Below are 25198 nucleotides of genomic sequence, written 5' to 3' on the forward strand. Positions count from 1 at the left end.
TTTAATCAGGTGAAAAATAAGATTCCGGTTAATAACAACCGGACACCACACAAATTTGATAAAAATTCAGAAAATTCTGAGAAAATAAATTGATTAATTAACCATACAGATTAATCCGCATGAGTTAACTTCAGAACAGTTCAGACTGCCCTGATTTATGATTATTCCCCGTAGGGGCATCACTTTTATCTTCTGAATTCCCGCTGCCTTCACCGGAACTCAGAGAATTACCGGAGTTATCCGGACTGTCACCATTGCTTTCTTCATCATCATCAGATCCAAGAACTGTAAAACCGACAACAGAGTCATCGGAATCAACCTTCATCACACGGACACCTCTTGTTCCGCGTTTCTGAATCGATATCTCCGATACCTTTGTCCGGATGACAATACCCGAACTGCTCATCAGTATGATCTCGTCGTCATCGCTTACTGCCCTTGATGCGACAACACCGCCTGCAACATCGGTCTGGATGTTCCTCACACCCATCGTTGCACGCCCGTGTCCCCTGAATTCACCAAAGTCAGTTCTCTTCCCGTATCCCTTCTCGGTTACAGTAAGCAGATGGTCCATCTCAACCGCAGATATGTCCTTTAATTCATCCATGAAACGGAGCTTCATACCCTTCACACCGAGAGCATTCCTGTGCCTCAGAGGTATTGTGTCCGCACCCATTCTCAGAGTCTGACCCTGAACTGATGTCAGCACAAGTTCACCGTCATCGCCCATCTTTAAGACACCAACGAGTTCATCGTCATCCCTTAGAGTAATGGCATTCATGCCGGTTGTTCTCGGCCTTGAGAACTCATCCTGCGGGATCTTTACGACCATACCATGCTTGGTTGAGAAGAGGAAGAACTCATCACTCTTAAACTCCGAGACAGGAATCAGGGCACTGACTTTCTCATCACCGAGGTTTAACAGATTTACAATGGCTTTGCCACGGCTCTGGCGGGAAGCTTCAGGGATATCATATACCTTCAGCCAGTAAACCCTTCCGGCTGAGGTGAAGCAGAGAAGATAATCATGTGAATTTGCCACAAATACCGATTTTACTGCATCCTCGTCCTTGCATGCCATTCCAATTATACCCTTTCCACCGCGTTTCTGACCTTTGTATGTATCAAGCGGCATTGACTTGATGTAATTTTCACCGGTCAGCGAGATCAGAACCGGCTTATTCTCAATGAGATCCTCTTTGTCAAAGTCATCAACATCGTGGGTGATCTTTGTCCTCCTCTCATCTGAAAACTTCTCACCCATCTCCACAGTCTCCTCGCGTATCTTTGCAAGGATATGCTCATCATCAGATATTATCAGGTTGAGCCTCTCAACCTCCTTTAAAAGACCGTCTCTCTCATCGAGAATCTTCTGGTGCTCAAGTGCCGCAAGCCTTCTGAGCTGCATCTTAAGAATAGCATCGGCCTGAATGAGATCAAGCCCGAAATTATCAACAAGAGCGGCCTTTGCCTCTTCACTGTCTTTTGAAGCTCTGATTGCTGCAATTACCGCATCAATATTGTCAAGGGCTAAAAGCAGACCTCTCAGGATATGCAGGCGGTCTTCGGCCTTTTTAAGCTCAAATCTGGTCCTCCGGAATACCACCTCTTTCCGGTGCTTAATAAACTCCCCAATAAGCTCCTTAATCCCAAGAACCCTCGGTTTGCCGTCCACAATCGAGAGATTTATGACACCAAAGGTGCTTTCGAGAGGGGTGTGTTTAAACAGCTGATTTAGAACCACAAGAGGGACAATTCCGGATTTAAGCTCAACTACAACCCTTATACCGTCCTTATCAGACTCATCACGTAAGTCAGAGATCCCGTCAATCCTCTTATCCTTGACAAGTTCCGCTATATGCTCAATCAGCCTTGCCTTATTGACCTGATAGGGGATCTCAGTTATGATAATCCTGCTCCTCTTCCCCATATCCTCAACTTCAGCAACTCCACGGACCTTGATCCTGCCTCTTCCGGTAGCATAAGCATTTACAATGCCGCTTCGGCCAAGAATCACACCGCCGGTAGGGAAATCCGGCCCGGGGATATGCTCCATAATTTCAGAGACAGAAATTTCAGGATTGTCAATGACCTCACATACTCCCCGGCATACCTCTCCGATGTTGTGCGGCGGCATTTTGGTCGCCATACCGACTGCAATACCATCTGAACCGTTTACAAGAAGGTTTGGTATCTTTGACGGAAGAACAACAGGCTCTTTTAAAGACTCATCAAAGTTCGGTATAAAGTTGACCGTATCCTTGTCAATATCCTCAAGAATTGCCTCTGATACAGGGTCAAGCCTTGCCTCGGTGTAACGCATCGCAGCCGCAGAATCGCCATCTATTGATCCAAAGTTACCCTGACCTTCAACGAGAGTGCAGCGGTATGAAAATGTCTGCGCCATCTTAACAAGAGTGTCATATATAGAAGCATCTCCATGGGGGTGATATTTACCCATGACTTCTCCGACAATACGGGCACTCTTCTTATACGGCTTGTCATGGGTATTGCCCATCTCACCCATCGCAAAGAGCGTGCGGCGGTGGACCGGTTTTAGACCGTCCCTCACATCCGGAATCGCCCTTCCGATGATGACTGACATGGCATAGTCAAGATAGGAGGACTTCATCTCCTCCTCAATATTGACAGAGATGATACGCCTGCCTGACGAAAGTGTGGATATCTCTTCAGATGTCAAGGTTTGTCACCTCCTTTGCATGCCTTATAATAAATTCGCGGCGGGCATCAACATCATCCCCCATAAGTTTTGAGAATATCTCATCAGCATATGTTGCATCCATAACATCGACCTGTTTTAGAACCCTTGTCTCAGGATTCATGGTAGTCTCCCAGAGCTGTTCTGCATTCATCTCTCCAAGACCTTTGTAACGCTGAATTGATACGCCCTTCTCACCATATTCAGCAATAGCCGCTCTCATCTCCTCTTCCTTAAAGGCATACTTCTCCATCTTACCCTTTGCAATCCTGTAGAGAGGCGGCTGGGCGATGTAGATATAACCTTTCTCAATCAGATCAGGCATATACCTGTAGAAGAAGGTAAGCAAAAGAGTGCAGATATGTGCACCATCGACATCTGCATCAGTCATCAGAATTATGTGATGATACCTTGCCTTCTCGACATTGAAGGATTCTCCTACACCGCAGCCGATCGCAGATATAAGTGCCTGAATTTCAGTATTTTTAAGTATTTTATGCGGGCTTGCTTTCTCGACATTGAGGATTTTACCCCTGAGTGGCAGAATTGCCTGGAAAAGCCTTGAACGGCCCTGCTTTGCAGAACCGCCCGCAGAATCACCCTCGACAATATACACTTCACTCTTTGCAGGGTCCCTCTCAGAACAGTCGGCAAGCTTTCCGGGAAGTCCGCCGCTTTCAAGTGTGCTCTTTCTTCTGGCAAGCTCCCTCGCCTTTCTTGCAGCCTCTCTTGCTTTTGCAGCGCCAAGAGCCTTCTGTACAATTATCTGGATTACCTTGGGGTTCTCCTCAAAATATTCTGTCAGTGACTGATAGACAAGTGAATCAACAATTCCCTTTACATTGCTGTTCCCAAGCCTCATCTTCGTCTGACCCTCAAACTGAGGTTCGGCAATCTTGATACTGATAACTGTATTCAGACCTTCCCTTACATCCTCTCCCCTGAGCGGGGTTGATATTCCCTTAAGGAGGTTGTTGTCCTTTGCGGTTTTATTAATAGCCCTTGTAAGGGCACTTTTTAAGCCCTCAAGATGCGTCCCGCCCTCACGGGTATTGACGCTGTTTACAAAAGTAAGGATGGTCTCGGAGTATGCCGATGAATACTGAAGCGCCACCTCAACCTCAACCTTGTTTGGTTCGTCAAAGGTGTGAAGATAGATAACATCCTTATGGATTGCCTCTTTCCCTGAGATGAGGTGGTTTACAAACTCCTTCAACCCGCCTTCATAATGGAAGACATCCTCAAAATCATTTCTCTCATCCGCAATTTCAATCCGGATTCCACTGTTTAAGAATGCAAGTTCACGCATCCTGTGGCTCAGGACATCATAATCAAAAGTAACGGTCTCAAAGATGAGAGGGTCAGGCATGAATGTGATCTTAGTGCCATGTTCAGGACCGCTGCTGGACGCATTCACCCTTGATGAGAGAGGATTTACAACCAGGCCACGCTCAAAACCCATCTCATGGATGTAACCGTCACGGTGCACCTCAACATTGAGGAATGTTGAGAGTGCGTTGACAACCGAAACACCGACTCCGTGAAGACCCCCTGAGACCTGGTAGGTGTTTTTGTCAAACTTACCTCCGGCGTGAAGGACAGTCATGACAACCTCAAGTGCACTTTTGCCCTCCTGATCGTCCATTATATCAACAGGAATACCTCTTCCGTCGTCAGAAACTGTGCATGAACCGTCCCTGTTTATTGTGACAGATATATTATTGCATATGCCGGCCAGTGCTTCATCCACAGCATTGTCAACCACTTCATAGATAAGGTGGTGAAGACCGCGTGTGTCTGTACTTCCGATATACATGGCCGGACGTTCTCTTACAGGATCAAGACCTTCAAGAACGGTGATATTTGATGCATTGTAATTATTTTTAGCCAACCGGAATTACCCCCTCTGTGTTAAAGCGCTCTTTAACCGATATTCTCAAAAACAGATTTTCTGAACTCATTTAAATCTTCCGTCTAAAATATGTAATATTTGCTGAGCAAAGATTCTGCAATAATATTGTCTTTATAAGCAGATAAAAGGATCACAAATAGCCGGAAAAACAGATTATGAGTATATTTTGGTTTTTCAGCCGGAATAATCATTTATACGTGCTGATAATTATAATGCACAGCATAATGTTTTGAGATAATCGGATTGCAACGGAGATTATTCCAGAACATGCTCCCAAAACATGCACTTATACCGGACATAATAGTAATAAACGAACTTTCCGGACCATTCCGGAAAGTTCTGCATTATACCGTATCACCCGGATGATGTACCGGAATAAGCACCAGCACAAAACCGGATATGGTACGTGGATTTTTCGGTCCCGGAGAGATTAATTTATCTGCCATTCAGTCATATCTTCCGGCATCCGGATCTTTTATTCCAAGTTCCTTATCAACCGCAATAACAAGTCTTCTCATTGATCTTATAACGCCGTCAAGATCATCAGCATCCATCTGACCGTTCTGATGCCACATAACCTTCTGCCGCAGGTCACCCGCAATCTCCTCAATCTCAGTCCCCTTAAACTGTTCAGGAATTTCCATCTCCATCATATGATCTGAAAGTCCGTTCCATGCCCTCACCGGGGGAAGACTGAGATGTTTTGATATGAGCATTATTACGGTTATAAAACCCCTGCCAAACTGACTTGCCATGTAACGGATTATGAAGTTTTTCAGTGATTAAATTAATTGAAATCATCCGGGAGTGTTACTGCGTCACCCGGTACAGGAAAACAGAAGAAAAGAAGTGCAGTAAAATATTCAGGATGAGAATACCGACTTTATCTCCATGCAGGCCGCAAGCCCGAGAGCCTTAACCACTGCCGGCCTTTTGAGCACTTTCCGGATGATAACTCCCGGTCTGTCCATATCACCGTATTTTATAATGTCATCACGGATGTCAGGCCTTGAGAGTATACGGCAGATGTCATCTATCCTGTCATCGGGAAGATTTCTCCTCATCTTATACATCATCATCCCGATCTTAAGCTCACGTCCAAAGTCCGCCTTCCACCGCCCTTCATACCTTTTAAGATCAGAATCTGAAAAACTGTCCTTCTCTATACACTCAAGTGCAGTCTCTGAAGCATGAAATGCAGACCGGACTCCCGTATAAATGCCGCCGCCCGAAGTGGGTTTGGCAAAACCGGCGGCATCACCGACAAAGAGCGTCCTGTCATGATATGTCTTCGGCATTACACCAAGCGGGATTGTGCCGGATACAAGATGTACATTTCCGGAACCGAAGCGTTTTAAAAATTCTGAAAACCTCTGCGGGACATTCTCACCTCCGCAGAGACCGACCCTTGCCCTGCCCTCACCGGCAGGAATCACCCATCCGAAGAAGTCCTCAGATGCACCCGGATATATCTCTACAAGGTTATGGAACCCGGGAAAGGACACTTCGGCCTGTGCACCGGACAGAATCATCTCCTGCCGTTTTAAACCGTAACAGCGGGACAGTACGCTTCTTGGACCGTCTGCGGCGATAATCATCTTTGCCGGGATCTCTTCCCTGCCCGACTGACCGCGTACAAAGACCCTGCCGTTCTCTGCGCCGCAGACATATGACTTAAGCCTGAACTCAGCCCCGGCATTTGCAGCATTCTCCGCCATCTCACGGTCAAGTGCCGCCCTGTCAACGACATATGCCTTTGTTTTTCCGGAATCAAACTCCAGGACAGAACCGCCCGAAGAGATGATCTTTGCCCCTGAAACTTCCTGAAAGACTGATCTCTCAGTTACCCGGCACTCATCAAAGGCATTGCAGCTCAGAAGGCCTGCACACTGAACGGGGTAGCCTATGGAGGCATGCTCTTCCAGAACAAGCACCTTAAGCCCGGACTCTGCACAGAACCGTGCAGCAGCACTTCCACACGGCCCGCCGCCAACAACTATCACATCATACATCTGTGGCTATATTTTATTCCGGAAATCCGATAAAGTGAACTGAACAGGATGAATTCCATAATAAACCGGAGAAGAGAGAAGTCATCTGCCCCTGCACCATCTGGTAACTATTTCATTTACAAAATCCAAAGGATATGAAAGAATGACTCCTGAACCTGCATTTGAATGGAAACAGTGCCTTATAATAAGAAATGACATTAAAATGAGCTGCGGCAAGAAATGCGCCCAGCTTGCGCATGCCGCAGTCATTGCATATGAAAAGGCCGACAAGATTACAAAGAAGAAATGGTACGACGAGGGAATGAAGAAAGTCGCCCTCAAGGCAAACTCCCAGAGGGAATTATATGAGCTTAAGACCATTGCGGAAGAGGCGGGAATCTCAGCCGCAATTATCACTGATGCCGGAATGACTGAAATTCCGCCGGGAACAGTCACAGCACTGGGACTTGGGCCTGCAAAATCCGAAGACCTCGATAAGATCACAGGAGACCTCTCCCTCCTATGATGAAAACCGGATTTGAAACCGAGAAGATAATCGGGACGGAATATTACATAACCGATTCTTTGGGTACAGGGGGAATTCTCAGGAAAACACCTGAGGACTTCACTGTAAAGGAGATATACGGCGAGAAGAAGATGACAGGCGGCCCTTACCTCATCTGCGAGCTTGAGAAGAGAAACTGGGAGCTTCAGAGGGCTGTAAAAGAGATTTCAAAGAGGCTTGGTATCAGCCACAGAAGAATAGGCTGGGCCGGTACAAAGGACAAAAATGCCGTCACCACACAGCTAATTTCCCTATATAATATAGACGAGGAGAGAATCTCAGCCCTCAGCATAAAAGATATGGTCCTAAAACCGGTCGGCAGAGCAAATGCTCAGCTCTCGCTCGGTGAACTTAAGGGCAACGGCTTCGGGATTACGATAAGTGACTGTGAATGCAGCACGGAAGAAATGAATGGTGCTGCTGAAGAGTGCCGCATTGCCGGGGAGAAGGGGATAATCCCAAATTACTACGGCATACAGCGCTTCGGAGCAGCAAGGCCGATATCCCACCTTGCAGGGCTTGAGATCCTCAAAGGTGATTACGAATCGGCGGTAGCCTGCTATGTCGGCATGTCATTTCCGGATGAGAAACCTGAAACAAGAGAGGCAAGGGACATTTATTACAAAAACCGTGACCCGGTGGAGGGCCTGAATGTAATCCCTGTCTTTCTCCGGTATGAAAGAGCAATGCTTCATCACCTGACAGAAAAACCGGATGATTATCAGGGCGCACTAAAAGTGCTGCCACCAAAACTGCTCTCAATGCTCGTCAGTGCCTGCCAGTCCTATATATTCAACAGGGCGCTTTCTCACAGGATAGAATCAGGCACAGGCTTAAACGAGATAATACCTGGAGACCGTATCATCTTCTCAGATGGAAAGGAGGATATTGCAGATGAGAAGAACATCAATACCGCAAAGGTGCATATGAGAAGAGGCAGATGCATGCCGGCAATATTTATGCCCGGCAGTGAGGAGTACAGAGTCTGCGGAGAGACTGACACCTTCATAGAAGAAATTATGGCAGAACTCGGCATTGACAGGGAGAGCTACAGAATCGCAGCTGCACTTACAGAGACCTCATTTAAAGGCAATACCAGACCTGTGGCAATAAAGGCGGATATATCATACGAAATTTCAGAAAACAGCCTGAAGCTTGACTTCACCCTCCCGCCCGGCCATTATGCAACAACCGTATGCAGGGAGATAATGAAGACAAATCCACTGAATATGGCCTGATTCAGGAATAATAAAATAAAATACTATTTTTACAGAAAAATTATAAACCAAAGGCATCAGATTATACCGGAAAAATACCGGGATAAATCTCAGGCAGAATCAGCCTTAAAGCTGCCTCTGCTCCGGCTGAGTTCCCTCGCACCTTCCATCGCAGCATAAAGGTTGCCCGTCCGGTCGACAAGCCCAAGCTCAATCGCCCTCGAACCACGGACAATCTGGGCCTCCTCAATATCGGCGCGTGAGATATTTCTCTGCTCCATCACATCACTGATAAAAAGTTCAAAACTGTCATCAACGATCTCCTGAACATAATCCCTCTCCTCAGTTGTCATGGACCTGTACTCTGAGCCTATATCCTTCTGCTCACCGGATTTCACAACCGAAACATTGACCCCTTCCTTCTCAAGAGAGCCGCTGATGTCATGAAATGTCCAGATCGTCCCTATACTTCCTGTCATCGTGTCCGGATTTGCATAGATGAGATCAGAGTGTGCACTTATATGGTACGCCGCAGAGGTTGCGATATCCCCCATTGAGACGACAACGGGCTTTTTTGTCTTCGCATACTCAACATCCTGGATTATCTCCTGTGCGCCTGCCGGAGAGCCGCCCGGACTGTTTACCCTGAGAACTATTGCATCTATGAGAGGATTGTCCGCTGCCTCGCGGATCTGAGAACCGGCATACTCGCTGCCGATGTACCCGCCGCCATAGCTGTTGCCTGATACAATGGTCCCTTCAATCCTGACAACCTTAACACCTCCCTCCTCAGAAAAAGGAATGAATGCCAGAGCGATAATGAGAAGAACAGAGATCAGAATTCCGGCTAAAAACCACTTCAGACCATTCTTCCGGAATTTCTTCTTCTCCCTCTTTTTCATCTCATCTTCAAACCAGGACATGGGTTCAGATCACCTGTACAAAACATCGTACTCAGTAACAAGATTAGTGCCGCACAGATAGTGCTTCTTAAGTTCAAGCCGGAACATCTCATCCTCAGAATCAATATGCATACCTCCAACAAGGGAAGGCGTGTCATATCCACCTACAATGAAGGGCAGATGAATTAGCCTTATTTCGTCAACCAGCCGGTTCTGAAGCATATAATAATTTAAGGTAGGACCTCCCTCAACCATCAGGGATTTGATGCCATAATCTCTGGCAAGAATCTCCATAAGCAGAGTATAATCGACATGAATGTCGCCTGCAACCACGACTTTAACGCCGCGGCTTTCCAGGTACTTTATATTTTCAGGACCTGCCGCCTTAGTAACGGCAACAATAGTTTCTGCATCGTTTAAGAGGACATTTGAGTCAGCAGGAAGATCGCCCAGGCTGCACGGGATAACCCTCACCGGACTCTTACCCTCAACATGCCGCACTGTAAGAAAGGAGTTGTCGATTCTTATTGTATTTGAACCGACCATAATTGCGTCATATTCGGCCCTGGTCTTATGAAGCAGAATATCGGTCTTCTCATCCATGTACTTCATAAGTATCTTGCTTGAGGCGCCCTTCTTCAGAGTCAGTTTCCCGTCAGCAGTAATCTCTGACATTATGAGCACATGAGGTTTAATCTTATTTTCAGACATAGTCATCATATATAATTGTTTAATCATCTTTTTGCAGACAAAACAGTTATCATTTATGATTATTTAAATGCCTTTTAACCAACAGGTTTGATGACAGTAACCGGCAGGCATATAATATAATTACCGGAAATTGACAGAATCAACATGAATTTTCAGTAACGGTCAAGTTGGTTTTTTCACTCTGCAACTACTAATAATGATCAGGATATGAATATTACTTCCCTCAGACCCAAATTTACAAAATGCCTTGAGCCACTCGCAGGCATATTCATAAAACTGGGCATCTCTCCGAATATGATAACCGCACTGTCACTCATTGCCGGAATTATCGCAGCTTATCTCTTCTTAATCAGAATGTTTCCGGCAGGAGCACTCATGCTGTTATTATCGGCAGTGCTCGATCTCACAGACGGAAGTGTTGCAAGGGCAAAAGGGACAGAAAGCAGATTCGGTGCTGTAATCGACTGGATTGTTGACAAATATGTGGACGGAATTGTGATTATTGCAATAGGTCTGTCCGGAATACCGATAATCTCAGGCATATTTAACCTGGCACCGCAGTATATTCCGGTTGCGGACTTCGCAGTCGCCGCATTCGCCCTCTTCGGCTCAATGATAAATACATTCATCAAACCTGTTGTCTATGCCGAGGCAGGATTTCAGGAGAGGGAGGACGGGAAGATAAATGACCCGCTTGAAGGAGTTGGCTTTTTCGGGAGGCCGGAAACGATAATTATTCTGATTATCGGGGGCCTTACCGGGTTCATCTGGGCATCAGTAATCATCGTTGCGGTCTGCACAAATCTCTCAGCCATACAGAGAATTATTTATCTCTACCAAAACCTCCGGTAAAATACTTTATTTTACCATAATAGAGGTTAACAATCTCTTCTGAAAATATACCCAGATTTCTGTTGATTCTGAACAGGATAAGTGCAAGAACTATCAGAAATACAAGTGCGCCAAGTTCTGCAATCACATTATGCGCCCAGAAGAAACTTTCATAGCCATACTCCCCGTTTGACGCAATCTCAGGGAGTACCTGGAGCCACTGACCAGTATATGCCATAATAACAAAGACATTCCTGAAGAGGTTAAGGATATAGATTACCGGCGCGACAACAAGAAAAGAGAGAATCTTCTCATTAAAGGTTGATGGTACACAGAATGCAAGCCCAAGCATAATTGCTATCGCCTGAAGACCTGTACAGGCCAGGATAATCTCAACCCGGAACCCGTCATGCGACACCAGATTCCACGCAAGCTGTGTGATATCAAAACCTATTGCATTCAGAATAACGACACACTGTGATGTAACAATCGCAATCAGGGCATCACCCAGCGGCTGAATATATCCAAAAGGCACATAGATCAGGAAGGCAATTGCCGCGCCTCTGCTGAGATAGTGAACATATTTATTGTCCTTTAACAGTTCACCTGCCGTTATGGCAACAAAAGGAATCCCAAGTATCCCGATAACCGGATATAAAAAATTATTTTCACTATTTATGTAATACGGGATATCGGCTACAACAGAGGCAACGATAAAAACCCAGCCCGCAATTGCAGGGTATTTCCTGAATTTTTCAGGAATTACAAGAAATATAAGAAATGATATTGCAGACGCAAAAACAAGGGCCGCTTCCATTACAGAATTATTTATCCTGAAAGGGTTTTTAGATTGTCATTTTACAAAAAAATGGAGTTGAGGGTGCCTGATTCGCAAGGGTTATTCACAGATAAAATAAAAATTTATACAATGATGTTTTGTCCAGAGTGCAAAAGCCTGATGAAGGCATCCGGCGGTAAGCTAAAATGTACCAGATGCGGTTTTGAAAAAGATATTGCTAATAAATCCCAGTTAATGAAGACCTCAACAAGGACAGAGAAGGAGATCACCATCGTTGACAGTGAAGATGAGATTGCAACACTCCCGACAACCGCAATAAGATGCCCTGAGTGTGGAAACAACACGGCATTCTGGTGGCTCAGGCAGTTAAGATCTGCTGATGAAAGTGAGGTCCGGTTCTTCAAATGCACAAAGTGCAAGTTCACCTGGCGTGAATACGACTGAGGCAGATAAACAGATAAAATCAATCAAAATTCCGGAATAAATCCCGGACAATAATTTTTAAATCCCAAAATAATATCAGAACCATCCCGCAGGAAATTTTTAAAAAGACTCTTTTCAGACGCGGAATCAATCATTAAGAACCATTCCAAAAGTAATACGGAGTGTAAAATACAATAATCACCGCACGCCTGTACAGTGAACAGGTCTGCTAAATACGGATAAATTCCGGTATGAAAGGACAATAAAAGAAAAAAATATTAGAAGAGTCCCTGACCCTTTGCACGGAACTTGCTCTGAAGAGTCCTGCCGACTACACGGAAGGCAGTCTCAAGCTCTTCAAAAGGTGGCACCTTATTCTCTCTTAAAATTTCACGCCCTCCTGTCATCTCAGCACCGCCAAGAAGCACGGACACTATGCGCTTATCGGTGTCATCCGAAAGCTGCATGATCTGCTTTGCAAACCTCTCAGAAGTGAGCACAAGGTTCGGGAATCCTATTACAACACAGATATCCCAGAGATCGTCATGCTTTGCGAGGACATTGAAGGTTCTTGCAAACCTCTCGCCGTCTGCATCACCAAGGAGATCAACAGGGTTGCCTTTGTTCCAGAATTCCGGCAGGAAAGTATTCATCTCATCAATGACATTCTGCGGCAGGTCAACTATCTCAATACCATAGCGCTCTGCGTAATCGGTTGAGAGAACTGCAAAACCGCCTGCATTTGTAACCACTACAGCCCTTCTGCCAAGCGGATAGTGCTTGTGGTGTGAGAGGAATTCAGCAGCAAGGAAGGCATCTTCGAGGTTTGTAACCGAAAGAACGCCCGCCTCACGGAAGGCCTCCATATAGACCTCGTAACTTCCTGCAAGTGAACCTGTGTGTGAGGCTGCCGCTGCACGACCCCTTGCTGATGAACCGGATTTTATTGCAACAACAGGTTTAACCTTTGCAACTTCACTCACACGCTTCATGAACTCCCGGCCATTGTTAATCTCCTCAATATACATGATGATTGCATCGGTATTCTCATCCGACTCTGCCCAGTGGAGATAATCAAGGAAGGTTAAGTCACTCTGGTTTCCTACAGAGACTACAGATGAGAATCCGACATCATGCGTGAGACTCCAGTCAACAACAGCATTTACAATTGCACCACTCTGTGAAAGGAAGGCGATGTTGCCGGGTGTCGGTGATCTCTGGACATAGGTCGTATCATATCCTTTATGAGGGCTGATAAGTCCGAGACAGTTAGGCCCTACAATTCTTGTGCCATGCCTCTTTGCAATGGCAACCATCTTCTCTTCAAGCTTTCTGCCCTCCTCATTCATCTCCTTGAATCCGGCAGTGATTACAACCGCAATCTTAACGCCCTTCTTGCCGCACTCATCCATCACACCCGGCACAAGTCTTGACGGGACTGTAATTACAGCCATGTCGACATTCCCTTCGACATCAAGAATGCTCGGGTACGTCTTAAAGCACATAATGCGGTCCCTGTTTGGATTTACAGGGTAGAGTTTGCCGGGGAATGACGAGAGTTTGTGCATTACAGCATAACCCATCTTTCCAGGGCTCTCGGATGCACCTATAACTGCAATAGATTCCGGATTGAAATACTCAACCGGAACAAGCTCCTGTTCGGCCTGACTGCCGTTATGCTCATCACTGAAGATGAAAGCCGTATCAACAGCACATGCGCCCTTTTCATAAAGCCTGAGAGGATTGATATCAAACTCTTTTAAGTCCTCAGTCTCTTCAAAGGCCCGGCAGACATTCATAATTATCTTTATAAGTCCGTCCTCGTCCTTTGGGGTTGATCCCCTGTATCCTGAGATCAGTTTGTAGGAGTTGATCTCACGGACCATTTTGCGGACTTCTTCTTCAGTTAAGGGCAGAATCCTGAGCGAGACATCTTTTAAGAATTCGACAAGTGTTCCGCCGATTCCAAATGTAATTGTCTTGCCAAAGGAGGGATCGGTCTTTCCTCCGATGATAAGCTCAACGCCCGATTCAGCCATCTCTTCAACAATTACACCCTCAATCTCCGCATCCGGATTTGCAGATGAAATATTGGATATAATTTTATCATATGCTCTGGATGCCTCTTCTGCACTGCTCACACCAACTATGACACCTCCGGCGTCACTCTTGTGGATGATCTGCGGTGAGACGATCTTCATGACAACCGGAAATCCGATCTCTGCGGCAGAATCTGCCGCATCGTCTGCGGATTTTACAATCCTGTATTCAGGTACCGGCACATCATATTTTTTGAGGAAATCATATCCCTCTGCTTCACTTAATAACCATTCTGCCATATTTTAATCCTCTTTTTTCATAAAAGGGGTTTTGTAGAGGTCGGAAAATCTACCCATATAAGTTCAGATATTATTACTGAACCGGCATTTTCCGGCACAGACATACCCTTCAACAAATGACGAAAAACCATTCGTTAGGATTTGCTTACCATCTATTGATCTAATTTATAGATAAAATTTTGTAATAGTTAATCGTGTAGAATAGAGAGTAGTTTAAATACATACCAAAGTTGCGCAACTAACTGTCGAATTCGACAACCAACCAATCATTTATATACTATATAAATCCTTTTTATAAACATGAAGGTGAATCCTGAAGATTCTTTAAAGATAGAAAATATTGTAGCCTCCGCAAAGGTTGCCGATGAACTTGATCTTCAGATGATAAATGAAGAGATCAAAGATGCTGAGTACAACAAAAAGAGATTTCCGGGCGTTGTACTGAGGATGCAGGACCCAAAGATAGCAGCACTTGTATTTGGTTCAGGAAAAGTTGTCCTTACAGGGGCAAAAAGTATAGATAACCTCTCAAGAGGTCTTGAGATTCTCGGAGAGAAACTCAGGGCATTAAAACTGGATATACCCACCAACCTTGAATATAAGGTCCAGAATATTGTAACATCAGCAGACCTTGGATCCCCAATCAATCTTAATAAGATAGCAGTCGGGTTTAACCTTGACAGAATAGAATATGAACCTGAGCAGTTTCCGGGGCTGGTGTACCGCCTCGAAGAGCCAAAGGTCGTAGTATTATTATTTGGTTCAGGAAAACTGATCATAACGGGCGGTAAAGAGACAAAAGATGCGAAAGCGGCAGTCATAAAGATTATGTCAGACCTCTCAAACCTTGGACTCATATAATATCTCCGGTTAAATAACAAATTCCATTTTTTTCAGATCAATATTTTTTGCATTAATTTCAGCAGAAGAAATACCCTGCATAGGATAAACACCTATATATATCATTTTGACATAATTTGTATGAAATAATTCTGGTGAAGATATGAAACTTGAAAAAGTACTAACATTTACAGATGCAGAAGAGGAGCTTGCCAATCTGCTTACAGAGATCGGCATGAAGAGAAATGTCTCAAAAGTGCTTGTATATCTTGCAAATACAAATGAGGCAACATCAAGGGATATTGAGAGGGGAACTGATCTCAGGCAGCCTGAAGTGAGCATTGCAATGAGGACACTCATGGAGAAGGAATGGATTGACAGCCGCGAGAGCAAAGCAGAGAGCAAAGGCAGGCCTGTTAAGATCTATTCACTCTCAAAGGACATCAATGACATAGTTGATATCATTGAAGTCGAAAAAGAGAAGGAAATTAATATTCAGCTCAAACTTATTGAGAAGGTAAGAGGCTTAATCGCCGAGTAGGATTACCTCAACATCATTTTTCTTTCCGATTACAACTCTGGTTTTAGAGGAATACTGCGTAAACAGTCCACAGGACAGTACTCCGGGTATATTGTTCAGTCTGCTCTCAAGGCTTTCCGGATCTTTGATTATCCCAAATGAGCAGTCTATCTCAAAATTGCCGCTGTCAGTTATTACCGGGCCGTCCTTCTTTACACCTTCCCTTACAACCGGAACTCCGCCAAGCTTTCTTACGGTCTCCATCATGGTTGAACATGCAAAGGGGATGACTTCAACGGGAACAACTGCATCAAGTCTGTCAGAGAGTTTTGAAGGATCGCTTACAACTATAAAACTGTCTGCCGCATCGCATACACATTTTTCCATGGTCTGTGCCGCACCCCTGCCCTTAATCATCCTGAGCTTTGGATCAATCTGGTCTGCACCATCGATTGCCAGATCAAGCGTGGGGTAATCGTCAAGAGTTCCAAGTGGTATGCCATACTCCCGTGCACGCCTCATCGCCTGATAGGAGGTCGGAACTCCCACTATGTCAAGACCACCGTTTATCATAGAGGAGAGTTTCTCCATTGCAAAAAATACTGTCGAACCGGTTCCAAGTCCGACAATCATCCCGTCTTCGACAAGTTCTGCCGCATAATAACCGGCATTCTTCTTCATAATATTAGCATCAGTCATGAAAATTCCTGATTATAATTGCATACCCATCTGAATTAAATTATTCCGGGAATTATGCAGAAGAGTAAGACGATGAGAACCGGAAATTTATAGGGGAACAGACATTCATCCGGTCAAAAATGAAATTTTTTAAAATAATTGATTTTCGGAGAAATCTGCTGATTCCTGCCTAAAAACCAGATTACATTATCAGGTAATCGATAGAGACAGATGCTGTAACATCGACAGTGTCAGGCTGTACCGGAGTAGGGACAGCCATACCGCCTGCCGCTTTTTCCATTACCGCATAGTCCATACTGTTGCTGTAGCTGTATGGTGTGTAGCTTGAACCGACATTGACGGACTTAACGCCCGAAATTGTAACGCCAAGCGCTGCTGAGACAGCATCGGCATCAAGTTTTGCCTGCTCAACTGCCGCAGTGATTGCCTGTGATCTGAGTGACTGTGACTTTTCGTCACTTAGTGTGAAGTAGATGCTGTTTATCCGGTTCGCACCGTTCATAACGCTTGCATCAATGATGTCTCCTGCAAGATCAATCTTGTTGGTATCAACAAGGACAGTGTTTGTAACCTTATAGATCTTCTTATCCTTTCCAAACGGAGAGTCTGAACCTGTAGTATAGGAGTAGATGTTATAACCTGCTGTGCTTATTTCGTCATCTGTCAGACCAAGAGCTTTTAAGCTGCTTACGGTCTTTGTCATCCTCTCTGCATTCTCCTGCTGTGCCTTAACGGCGTCTGTATTCTCAGTCTCAACGGCTATGGTTATCTTCACAACATCCGGGTCTGTTGTGACCTTGCCTGTGCCTGAGACATGAATAAGCCTGTCATCCTCCGTAGTCTGTGCCGATGCTGTGCCTGCCAGTGCCAGGACTGCAATGAGCATGACTGCGAGAATTATAATTCTTCCACTCTTCATAGTTATCAGAAGATAGTCGTCCTTAAAAATATTAACCCTATCCTTGACTTCGAAAAAGATCGAAGTTAAAATACGGAGGCATTTCCGGAAATATGACTGATAACAGAATAAATCAGAGGAAATTATGTAAAAACGGAATTGGATGTAAATAATTCCGGGGGTAAAAAAAAGACCGGAAATATAAACACTGCTCTTAGTTCAGAGAGATAGTCCCGACAACACGGAGTTTACCCGCGTCCAGGTGATGAATCACTGCCCGGTCGCCCGGAAGATAAACCATATCCTTATCAAGCTTCAGTGTTATTTCAGGCTTTTTGGGGTCATCACCTGAGACAGACTCTATTTTTCCGGAGAGATACTGCATCCAGTGGCCAAGGTGAATCACCATTCCCGGTTCAAGCGGTGTGGGCCAGTATTTAACCACAGATGCCTCACCGGAGAATATGTCTTTACATCTGACACCATCATCGGTGGTCAGGACAAATCCCCTGTCAAGGTCATCTGCCGAGATGTTTTTCAGGGCCAGACCTACACGGTCACCTGTGTGTGCATCAGGGCAGTCATCATCATGCTTCTGAATGGACCTGAGCTGTGCGATCTTCTCATCCGGAAGAACAGTCAGGGAATCGTGAACCTTAATTTTCCCTCTCATAACTGTGCCGAGAATTACGGTCCCAATACCCTTCACATTGAAATGATGATCTATGGAAACAGTACCAGGACCGTCATCCTTTACAGTTTCAAGGCTTACAGCCTTATCCAGAAGCGACTCACGGAGAATGATCGGGTCATCCTCAGAATACTCATAATTTTCAAGTACAGTCCCCTTAATGAGCGGGGCAATCTGTGATCTGTCGATATAATTTCTCAGAATTATGCAGCCGGATTTTACACCGGCGCAGTCGGTCATCAGTACGATCTCACCAAACTCTGCTGTAATACCATCAACAACAATAATGGCATAATCTGCCATAGATACGGTGTAAAAGAGCGGTGCAAGCTTTTCAGGATACCTCAGAGGTTCAATAAGGGTTACAGTATCCTCTCCCTTCTTCAGATTATACAATATTATATCAGATCGGGTTCCTTCCTTTCCGATGGTCTTTGCATACCCGGCGCACCCGAGCACTGCTACATTCAGATTTGGCATAGTGCCTTAATGTTAGAATCTATTGAATAATGATGTTTCTTATTGAAAGGCATTGAGAGAAGAAAAAGAGGAGAATGAAGAGATAAATCAGGCATCAGTCATCAAGGTCCAGATCATAATGATTTTTCAGAACTCTTCTGACTTTGTCAGATTTCAGGTAATGGTTATCAAGTTCATCAATTATCCGGTCAATCTCATCTGCCTGCCTGAGAATCTCTTCGTTTGCAGGACTTTCAGCAAGAGATGAAATGCCCACAATAACAGATAAAGGATTTCTGATATGATCATTTAAAATTGCCAGCTGTTCAAGATTTTTTTCGATCTGGACAAGTGAATCCTTCTCCCTCTTATGGCTCTCAAATTCCAGTGTTTTATCTCTTAAAAGCAGAATAAATCCGGAATTAAACTCTTCAGGTTCAAGCGGTGCACTCCGGACGAGGATGTACTTTTTTCCGGCAGTACAGACCCAGTCAATAAACTCTCTGACATCACCCCTGTTAAAATCATGAGTCATATCCTCAGAGAACTCTGCAAATATATCGCTGACTCGCAGACCGACCACATTTTTTGATTTAATCCCAAGAACAGCTTCCGCCGGGGGATTGATATCGATAATAATTCCGTTTCTGTCTGCAACAATGACACCCTCAATCATACTCCTGAAGACTTTTTTGTAGGCCTCAGGGATTACTTCAGCGAGGGGCACTCTGAAAACACCGATATAGATTAAAATTCCGGCCAAAAGAAAGAAAAAAGGTGTCAGATCAAAGAGATCATCCGGCGCAGAACCTGTGACAAATATAATATTCCAGATAAACGGAATAAGACCGCCCGACATCACACAGGATATCTGTACCCTCTGATGTCGCGGAGACGGGATATACGTCCATAAGAGGAACAGGAATCCAAGAGAGAGAATCAGGTAAGAATAAAAAATATAGACGTAATACCATGGCCCAAAAAATAAGGAAATAAAACCAAAACCGCTGACGCCCAGATATACAGCGTTCACAAAAAGCCCGTGGTAACCGTTTGTCAGAATAACTGCCACCGTCAGAACCGGAATTATCAGAAGAAATGCCAGATTTCTAAGACACAGACAGCTCTTCCTGCCGGTATAATCAAGGACAAAACAGAGCCATAAACAGGGAACAAATGCCCCGGCAAAGAACGGAAAGACATTGAAGAGCATCATCAGTGCATAACTGGAAAAATTGAACTCAATGGCATAAAATAACGACCAGAAAGATACAAAGACCATCATAACTGAGAAGGGAACGGCACCAAGAACATGCTTTTTGGACGCCGAGAGGTAAGCGATAAGAATTGAGATTAGAGACGTAAATATGAGAAACAGATAAAGTATACTATTCAACCCCCGGAAATCCTTCCCCGGGGGATAATATAGTAAAATAGTATATATTATTTTTGGTTACCGGTGGGTGAAGTATGCAGTTACACTGTCCCCGCTGACAGAATCAATCTTTACAAAACCGATCCTCTCAAACTGGATCTCTTCTCCGGCCATATGCTTAACTCCTTCCTCGCAAAGCCCTTCAGCATCACCATCAGGCCTTTTAATCCGGCAGGGCACCGACGCCTTCCCATAGGGCAGCCACTGGATTATAGGCGCATGTTTCTCTTTTGCCTCCTCAAGAGAATCACCTGCATAAGTAATAAGAGCCTCGCCGTCCTTCTCCGTAACTGTTACATTAAAGAGGTCCTTAAGCCTTACAAAGGATTTTCCGGCAATATCTTCAGGCGAGATATGCACTTTCCCGGTAAACTCAAGCTTTCTGACACCCCTTGAACTTTCATTCGGATGAAGAGGGATTTCGGCGGTTTTTGATGGTGCACCGGATATCTCAAAGAGGGCCGGCTGAGGCACAAAGAAATAACGGTCAGAAACCGGATCAATTATAGCCTTATTTTCGGCAAAGAGATTCTCCCATGAGAAGTTTATATCAGTCTGACCGACTCCGAGATCAACCATTGCCTTCCTGACCGCTTCAGGCTTAATACCCCTCCGTGCAATTGCCTTTAAGGTTCCAAGCCTGATGTCGTCCCATCCGGAATATGTCCCGTCTGAGATCCCTGCCTTCATTGCAGAAGTCGAGAGCACCACATCTCCGACTGACATCCTGCCATAGTGGTAGTACTCAGGCTGTTTCCACCCGAAATAATCATAGATATAGCCCTGCCTTCTTGTATTGGCGATATGGTCCTTGCCCCTGATGACATGGGTCATTCCAAGCAGGTAGTCATCCACAACGACTGACAGGTTCATCATCGGATAGACAGTCACATCTTTTCTTGGATGTGGCGGTGAATCAACAACCCTGAATATCGAAAAATCCCTCATTGCAGGATCAGGGTGCTCTATGTCAGTTTTAACCCTGACTGTGACTGTGCCTTCCGCAAATCCGCCTGCGAGCATCTCATCCCACTGCCTGAGATTATCCTCAACGGAATTGTCCCTGCATGGGCATGGCTTTTTGCTGTTCTTAAGCTCCCTGAAGCTTTCGGCATCGCAGGTGCAGACATAAGCCCCGCCGATCTCAATCAACCTTCGCCCGTGCTCATAATATATATCAAACCTGTCGCTCTGGTATACAATATCCGTAATATTTAATCCGAGCCATTTGATGTCCTCAAGGAGGAGTTCATAGTTTTCAGGCTCAACACGCCTCGGATCAGTGTCCTCAATCCTTAAGACATACTTTCCGCCATATTTCCGGACGTAATAGTCATTGAGATATGCAGCCCTTGCATGGCCCAGATGGAGAGGGCCGCTTGGATTGGGCGCAAAACGCATCACAACGCCTTCCTCGCCAACATTCTTAAGCTCACGAAGAGGCTCCTTCTCTTTCTTCTCCTTCTTTTCAGTGAGAAGTTCAGGAGCTACGGCCATCAGCCTCTCCTTTCTCTCCTCAGGAGAGAGAGCCTCAACTTCAGATAAGACATCCTTAAGAATAGCAGACATCTCCTTTGCCTGCGACCTGAATTCAGGGTGTTTGCCCATAAGCATGCCGAGGACAGTGCCGGCTTTAGGCACATTCTCATGCTGAACTGCATTTAAGAGGGCATGCCTGAAGAAGAAATCACGTGGATCCACAGACATTATTTAATAGCCTCTGTTGATGAAGTAATCTGTAATCTCCCCAAGAATCCTGCTCTCCTCACATTCAGGGAAAACTGCAAGCATATGTCTGGCCTTCTCAACATGCTCCATAGCAGCATTCCTGGCTTCCTCAATAACTCCTGCATCTGTGAGAATATCAATAGCCTCCTGTATCTCCTCATCGGTTAAGGAATCCTTTCTGTACTTTGAGAGATCAATGCCCTTCTCCTTTGCAATAATTGCAATAAGTGTCTTTTTGCCCTCTCGGAGATCCGAAGCCCGGTCTTTTCCTGTCTTTTCGGTCTCACCCATAAAGTCAATTAAGTCATCCTGAATCTGAAAAGCGATGCCGCTGTGGTAACCCCAGTCATAGAGAGCCGAAACCTCTTTTTTATTACCACCCGCAAGAGTTGCACCTATTGAAGCAGCGGCAGCGTATAACTTCCCGGTTTTCTTACCGACCATATCGATATATTCAAAAGAGTCCACATCATCGCGGTTCTCAAACGACATATCCTCATGCTGACCCTGACATATCTCAACACAGGTTCTTGCAAGAATAGCAACACTATGAACTTTTGCAAGATTATCAGCAAGAGAATTGGTTATAAGCTCGAATGCCTCAGCATATAATACATCACCTGCAAGAATTGCTGTAGGCTCGTCCCATTTTACATGAACAGTCGGCGCACCTCTTCTGACAGAATCGCCGTCCATTATATCGTCATGAACAAGGGTGAAAGTGTGCGTAACCTCAAGGGCAAGTGCTGCCGGAAGTATATCCAGTGATCTCCCTTTAGAGACGAGATCAGCTGCAAGTAACGTCACTGCAGGCCTTAACCTCTTGCCACCCGCAAGGAGGAGATGGCTGCTTGCTTTCCCAAGCTGGGTAGGAAGCCCTCCAAACTGCCTGTTCAGTTCAAGGTCGACAAGTTCAGCAGTATTTTCAAGATATTCTTCAAGATTCATAGGGATTTCCTCACATTAAATTATTTACTGACATTTACTCTCATACCGTTTCTCAGAATGTGTATATCATTATTTAAAGTATATCCGCAATCCTCTGCAAACCGGACATATGCCCCGGTCATGTCAATATCACCGTGGGACGGGATGATATGCTGAGGATTGAAGAGATGAATAACTTCATAATGATCTTCCTTCTGGGCGTGGCCGCTCACGTGAAGTTCCTGAAAGATACGGGCGCCCTTCATTCTCAGGAATGTCTCCTGATGGTACCTCTGCCCGTAGTTCATCGGATTTGGAATGATCTTGGCACTGTAGAGGATCTTATCACCCTTATCAACACGGTAAGGCGTATTTCCGGCGGCAAGCCTTGTTAAAATTGCACCAGGTTCACCCTGGTGACCGGTAACAATAGGCACAAACTTGTCCTTGCCCTCCTTCATGATCCTACGAAACATCCTGTCAACAGTCTTCCTGTTGCCATACATTGAGAGCGTGTCCGGGAATCCTACAAGTTTCATCTGTTCGGCAGTAGAGGAGTATCTCTCCATTGACCTTCCAAGCAGCACCGGTTTTCTGCCGATCTCATGTGCACATTCTGCAATGGTCTTTACACGGGCGATATGGGATGAAAAAGTGCTTACCATCATGGCGCATTTATCATCCTCATAGCTTGTCATAACATCCCTGACAAGTTTATGGGCGACCTTCTCACTCGGACATCTTCCCGGAAGGCTTACATTTGTACTCTCTACAATAAGGGCTAAAACCCCTTCACGCCCAAGTTCTGCCATACGGGCAAAGTCCGGAGGGTTTCCAAGCACAGGAGTCCTGTCAAGCTTGAAATCATTTGCATATACGATTATTCCGGCAGGTGTATGTAATACCGCCATTGCAGTATCAATTATACTGTGCTGGACATTGACAAACTCAAGGCTTATATCGGGAGTTATCTGGTACCTGTACTTCTTTCCGGCATTCAGTGAAAATACCTTATTATTGACACCAAACTTCTTCTCGCCCTCAATCTGCTGTTCGATAAGTTTTGCAGTATAGGGCGTTCCGATAATCGGGGCATTATAGCGGTGCGCAAGCTTTGGAATGGCACCTATATGGTCAAGATGTCCGTGAGTGCAGACTATCGCCTTCACACTGCCCGCGACAGTATTCATTATAGTGTCATCAGGAATAGCCTTCATCTCAATGAGATCAAGAGAATGCATATTTTCAACTTCAGCATCCTCATGAATCATTATCTGGTCAAGGCGAAGGCCCATATCAAATATTACTATATCTTTGCCTACGCGGACGGCTGTCATATTACGGCCGACTTCTCCATAACCGCCTACGGCAATTATTTCTACTTCCATATTTTATTCATCTCCATTCTGTTTTTCATCTGAGCCGTCTTTCCCGTGATATATGCCCCGACTTTAGACAGTTCAGCTAAATTTCCTGAACCGGTCAGGTACATGGCAACGGTAAGTTCACGGTTTATAAGTTCAATCTCTTCAAAGAGCGCTTCACGTGATTTCATGGCCGGTTTTAAAAGCTTTAACGCCATGCCGCCAAGAGAGGCTCCGAGTGCAACTGATTTTGCAATATCTATTCCGGATTTTAAGCCTCCGGTTGCGATAACAGGCACACCACAGTCCGCAACTTCCATTAAGGATACAGCAGTCGGTATGCCCCAGTCATTAAAATCGTCACCCATCCTTGCCAGAAGGTCACTGTCAGCCCTGAGAGCCTCAACAGCCGCCCACGATGTTCCGCCGAGTCCCCCGGTATCTATGGCAGAGACTCCTGCATCACAGAGCATCTTTGCAGTCTCACCCGATATTCCGCACCCTGTCTCCTTAACGATGACAGGATATTTGGAAGAGAGGCACAGGTCCCGGATAGCCTCAAGGCATCCGCCGGAATTATGATCACCCTCCGGCTGAATTGCTTCCTGAAGCGGATTTAAATGAATACAGAGCGCCTCTGCGTCAATCATCTCCACAGCACGATCTGCCCATTCAGGACCTTTTTCTGCAAGCTGAACCGCACCGAGATTGCCGCACAGAAATGCACCTGGCGCCCTTTCACGGACTATTGTAAAACTGTCCTCAAGTTCGGGATTTTCAAGAGCAGCACGCTGGGAACCGACACCCATGCCAATATTAAAGTGTTCTGCCGCCTCGGCAAGAACTGCATTGACCTCAGCGGTATCACTGTGCCCGCCGGTCATTGCGGCAATAAAAAGTGGCGAAGATAGCTCATAGCCAAGAAACTCAGCCCCTCTGTCAATATTATTCATATCACACTCAGGAAGTGCATTATGAACAAGCCTTATATCCTCAAAACCTGAAAAACCTGATTCAACAGGTTTTTCACAGCATATCTCAAGATGCTCTCTCTTTCTTGAGGATGTATATCCGGATTTATCTATTGTTGTCACCTCTTATATATCCGGATTTTCAGGACTATTGCGGCCCTTAAGCCTGATTTTCCGGGATTGTGCGGAGATATTACTGAGGTTAAACCAGTACCGATTAGCCGGGATCAAATCCTTCCCTGATCCCTTTATCGCAT

At 45.2% G+C, this 25198-nt stretch carries 22 protein-coding genes; 6 read left to right on the top strand and 16 right to left on the bottom strand.

The genetic code is table 11. The features are described from left to right. Positions 1 to 130: 130 nt before the first annotated feature. The 4 genes from gyrA to METLIM_RS03330 form a co-directional block, all read right to left on the bottom strand. Positions 131 to 2701, bottom strand: coding sequence for a DNA gyrase subunit A (gene gyrA, locus METLIM_RS03315; protein ID WP_004076492.1), 2571 nt, complete (start codon positions 2699 to 2701; stop codon positions 131 to 133). Then, the gene (gyrB, locus tag METLIM_RS03320) at positions 2691 to 4610 is read right to left on the bottom strand and encodes a DNA topoisomerase (ATP-hydrolyzing) subunit B (protein ID WP_004076493.1); all 1920 of its coding nucleotides are present in this window, start codon (positions 4608 to 4610) and stop codon (positions 2691 to 2693) included. The genes gyrA and gyrB overlap by 11 nt, the downstream gene beginning before the upstream one ends. Positions 4611 to 5077: 467 nt before the next feature. Beyond that, entirely contained in the window at positions 5078 to 5386 is a 309-nt protein-coding gene (locus METLIM_RS03325) for a hypothetical protein (RefSeq protein ID WP_004076494.1), read from the bottom strand. A 108-nt stretch (positions 5387 to 5494) separates the two neighbouring features. Further along, the gene (locus METLIM_RS03330) at positions 5495 to 6643 is read right to left on the bottom strand and encodes a geranylgeranyl reductase family protein (protein WP_004076495.1); all 1149 of its coding nucleotides are present in this window, start codon (positions 6641 to 6643) and stop codon (positions 5495 to 5497) included. A gap of 142 nt (positions 6644 to 6785) precedes the next feature. On the opposite strand from METLIM_RS03330, the gene pth2 reads away from it, so the two are divergent. Continuing rightward, positions 6786 to 7148 carry a peptidyl-tRNA hydrolase Pth2 gene (gene pth2 / locus METLIM_RS03335; protein WP_004076496.1) on the top strand — a complete coding sequence of 121 codons (363 nt, stop codon included), beginning with the start codon at positions 6786 to 6788 and terminating at the stop codon, positions 7146 to 7148. Beyond that, on the top strand, positions 7145 to 8425 hold the full coding sequence (truD, locus tag METLIM_RS03340) for a tRNA pseudouridine(13) synthase TruD (protein ID WP_004076497.1): 1281 nt from the start codon (positions 7145 to 7147) through the stop codon (positions 8423 to 8425). The genes pth2 and truD overlap by 4 nt, the downstream gene beginning before the upstream one ends. A gap of 89 nt (positions 8426 to 8514) precedes the next feature. Here the strand turns inward: truD and sppA are convergent, their stop codons facing one another. Together sppA and METLIM_RS03350 are read right to left on the bottom strand one after the other, a co-directional pair. Next, positions 8515 to 9327 (bottom strand): signal peptide peptidase SppA, encoded by an 813-nt coding sequence (gene sppA / locus METLIM_RS03345; protein WP_004076498.1) that lies wholly within the window; start codon positions 9325 to 9327, stop codon positions 8515 to 8517. Between the two features lie 9 nt (positions 9328 to 9336). Then, complete coding sequence (locus METLIM_RS03350) at positions 9337 to 10017, bottom strand: RibD family protein (RefSeq protein WP_048145558.1); 681 nt, start codon at positions 10015 to 10017, stop codon at positions 9337 to 9339. Positions 10018 to 10224: 207 nt separating this feature from the next. Between METLIM_RS03350 and METLIM_RS03355 the strand changes: the two genes are divergently transcribed. Next, the gene (locus METLIM_RS03355) at positions 10225 to 10869 is read left to right on the top strand and encodes a CDP-alcohol phosphatidyltransferase family protein (protein WP_004076500.1); all 645 of its coding nucleotides are present in this window, start codon (positions 10225 to 10227) and stop codon (positions 10867 to 10869) included. Here the strand turns inward: METLIM_RS03355 and artA are convergent. Then, entirely contained in the window at positions 10841 to 11665 is an 825-nt protein-coding gene (gene artA, locus METLIM_RS03360; RefSeq protein WP_004076501.1) for an archaeosortase A, read from the bottom strand. The two genes, METLIM_RS03355 and artA, sit on opposite strands and share 29 nt — an antisense overlap. A gap of 111 nt (positions 11666 to 11776) precedes the next feature. On the opposite strand from artA, the gene METLIM_RS03365 reads away from it, so the two are divergent. Continuing rightward, positions 11777 to 12091 carry a transcription factor S gene (locus METLIM_RS03365; protein ID WP_004076502.1) on the top strand — a complete coding sequence of 105 codons (315 nt, stop codon included), beginning with the start codon at positions 11777 to 11779 and terminating at the stop codon, positions 12089 to 12091. Between the two features lie 257 nt (positions 12092 to 12348). On the opposite strand, the gene METLIM_RS03370 is transcribed toward METLIM_RS03365, so the two are convergent. Next, positions 12349 to 14409, bottom strand: coding sequence for an acetate--CoA ligase family protein (locus tag METLIM_RS03370; protein ID WP_004076503.1), 2061 nt, complete (start codon positions 14407 to 14409; stop codon positions 12349 to 12351). A gap of 300 nt (positions 14410 to 14709) precedes the next feature. Between METLIM_RS03370 and METLIM_RS03375 the strand changes: the two genes are divergently transcribed. Beyond that, positions 14710 to 15270 (top strand): TATA-box-binding protein, encoded by a 561-nt coding sequence (locus METLIM_RS03375; RefSeq protein ID WP_004076504.1) that lies wholly within the window; start codon positions 14710 to 14712, stop codon positions 15268 to 15270. Between the two features lie 142 nt (positions 15271 to 15412). Then, positions 15413 to 15790: a hypothetical protein gene (locus METLIM_RS03380; protein WP_004076505.1), complete on the top strand. Its 378-nt coding sequence runs from the start codon at positions 15413 to 15415 to the stop codon at positions 15788 to 15790. On the opposite strand, the gene rpiA is transcribed toward METLIM_RS03380, so the two are convergent. The 8 genes from rpiA to fni form a co-directional block, all read right to left on the bottom strand. Beyond that, positions 15776 to 16468, bottom strand: coding sequence for a ribose-5-phosphate isomerase RpiA (gene rpiA / locus METLIM_RS03385; RefSeq protein ID WP_004076506.1), 693 nt, complete (start codon positions 16466 to 16468; stop codon positions 15776 to 15778). The two genes, METLIM_RS03380 and rpiA, sit on opposite strands and share 15 nt — an antisense overlap. A gap of 181 nt (positions 16469 to 16649) precedes the next feature. Continuing rightward, on the bottom strand, positions 16650 to 17387 hold the full coding sequence (locus tag METLIM_RS03390; protein WP_004076507.1) for an SIMPL domain-containing protein: 738 nt from the start codon (positions 17385 to 17387) through the stop codon (positions 16650 to 16652). A 193-nt stretch (positions 17388 to 17580) separates the two neighbouring features. Further along, positions 17581 to 18537 carry an EF-Tu/IF-2/RF-3 family GTPase gene (locus METLIM_RS03395; RefSeq protein ID WP_004076508.1) on the bottom strand — a complete coding sequence of 319 codons (957 nt, stop codon included), beginning with the start codon at positions 18535 to 18537 and terminating at the stop codon, positions 17581 to 17583. 94 nt (positions 18538 to 18631) lie between these two features. Further along, positions 18632 to 19912 (bottom strand): histidine kinase N-terminal 7TM domain-containing protein, encoded by a 1281-nt coding sequence (locus tag METLIM_RS03400; protein WP_004076509.1) that lies wholly within the window; start codon positions 19910 to 19912, stop codon positions 18632 to 18634. Positions 19913 to 19969: 57 nt separating this feature from the next. Beyond that, positions 19970 to 21658, bottom strand: coding sequence for a glutamate--tRNA ligase (locus METLIM_RS03405; protein WP_004076510.1), 1689 nt, complete (start codon positions 21656 to 21658; stop codon positions 19970 to 19972). 3 nt (positions 21659 to 21661) lie between these two features. Continuing rightward, entirely contained in the window at positions 21662 to 22627 is a 966-nt protein-coding gene (locus METLIM_RS03410; RefSeq protein ID WP_004076511.1) for a polyprenyl synthetase family protein, read from the bottom strand. Positions 22628 to 22647: 20 nt separating this feature from the next. After that, positions 22648 to 23994, bottom strand: coding sequence for an RNase J family beta-CASP ribonuclease (locus tag METLIM_RS03415; protein ID WP_004076512.1), 1347 nt, complete (start codon positions 23992 to 23994; stop codon positions 22648 to 22650). Then, entirely contained in the window at positions 23985 to 25064 is a 1080-nt protein-coding gene (gene fni / locus METLIM_RS03420; RefSeq protein WP_004076513.1) for a type 2 isopentenyl-diphosphate Delta-isomerase, read from the bottom strand. Before fni ends, METLIM_RS03415 begins: the two co-directional genes overlap by 10 nt. Positions 25065 to 25198: the final 134 nt, after the last annotated feature.

Origin of the sequence: Methanoplanus limicola DSM 2279, assembly GCF_000243255.1 — an archaeon.
GTDB lineage: Archaea > Halobacteriota > Methanomicrobia > Methanomicrobiales > Methanomicrobiaceae > Methanoplanus > Methanoplanus limicola.

What these genes read in the sequence shown, in the direction of transcription:
- METLIM_RS03380 (WP_004076505.1), top strand. Translation starts at nt 15,413, where the DNA reads ATGAAACTTGAAAAAGTACTAACATTTACAGATGCAGAAGAGGAGCTT.
- METLIM_RS03355 (WP_004076500.1), top strand. Translation starts at nt 10,225, where the DNA reads ATGAATATTACTTCCCTCAGACCCAAATTTACAAAATGCCTTGAGCCA.
- artA (WP_004076501.1), bottom strand. Translation starts at nt 11,665, where the DNA reads ATGGAAGCGGCCCTTGTTTTTGCGTCTGCAATATCATTTCTTATATTT.
- METLIM_RS03415 (WP_004076512.1), bottom strand. Translation starts at nt 23,994, where the DNA reads ATGGAAGTAGAAATAATTGCCGTAGGCGGTTATGGAGAAGTCGGCCGT.
- METLIM_RS03325 (WP_004076494.1), bottom strand. Translation starts at nt 5,386, where the DNA reads ATGGCAAGTCAGTTTGGCAGGGGTTTTATAACCGTAATAATGCTCATA.
- METLIM_RS03410 (WP_004076511.1), bottom strand. Translation starts at nt 22,627, where the DNA reads ATGAATCTTGAAGAATATCTTGAAAATACTGCTGAACTTGTCGACCTT.
- METLIM_RS03395 (WP_004076508.1), bottom strand. Translation starts at nt 18,537, where the DNA reads ATGCCAAATCTGAATGTAGCAGTGCTCGGGTGCGCCGGGTATGCAAAG.
- METLIM_RS03375 (WP_004076504.1), top strand. Translation starts at nt 14,710, where the DNA reads ATGAAGGTGAATCCTGAAGATTCTTTAAAGATAGAAAATATTGTAGCC.
- sppA (WP_004076498.1), bottom strand. Translation starts at nt 9,327, where the DNA reads ATGTCCTGGTTTGAAGATGAGATGAAAAAGAGGGAGAAGAAGAAATTC.
- pth2 (WP_004076496.1), top strand. Translation starts at nt 6,786, where the DNA reads ATGACTCCTGAACCTGCATTTGAATGGAAACAGTGCCTTATAATAAGA.
- METLIM_RS03350 (WP_048145558.1), bottom strand. Translation starts at nt 10,017, where the DNA reads ATGTCTGAAAATAAGATTAAACCTCATGTGCTCATAATGTCAGAGATT.
- truD (WP_004076497.1), top strand. Translation starts at nt 7,145, where the DNA reads ATGATGAAAACCGGATTTGAAACCGAGAAGATAATCGGGACGGAATAT.
- METLIM_RS03370 (WP_004076503.1), bottom strand. Translation starts at nt 14,409, where the DNA reads ATGGCAGAATGGTTATTAAGTGAAGCAGAGGGATATGATTTCCTCAAA.
- METLIM_RS03365 (WP_004076502.1), top strand. Translation starts at nt 11,777, where the DNA reads ATGATGTTTTGTCCAGAGTGCAAAAGCCTGATGAAGGCATCCGGCGGT.
- METLIM_RS03330 (WP_004076495.1), bottom strand. Translation starts at nt 6,643, where the DNA reads ATGTATGATGTGATAGTTGTTGGCGGCGGGCCGTGTGGAAGTGCTGCT.
- METLIM_RS03405 (WP_004076510.1), bottom strand. Translation starts at nt 21,658, where the DNA reads ATGTCTGTGGATCCACGTGATTTCTTCTTCAGGCATGCCCTCTTAAAT.
- rpiA (WP_004076506.1), bottom strand. Translation starts at nt 16,468, where the DNA reads ATGACTGATGCTAATATTATGAAGAAGAATGCCGGTTATTATGCGGCA.
- METLIM_RS03390 (WP_004076507.1), bottom strand. Translation starts at nt 17,387, where the DNA reads ATGAAGAGTGGAAGAATTATAATTCTCGCAGTCATGCTCATTGCAGTC.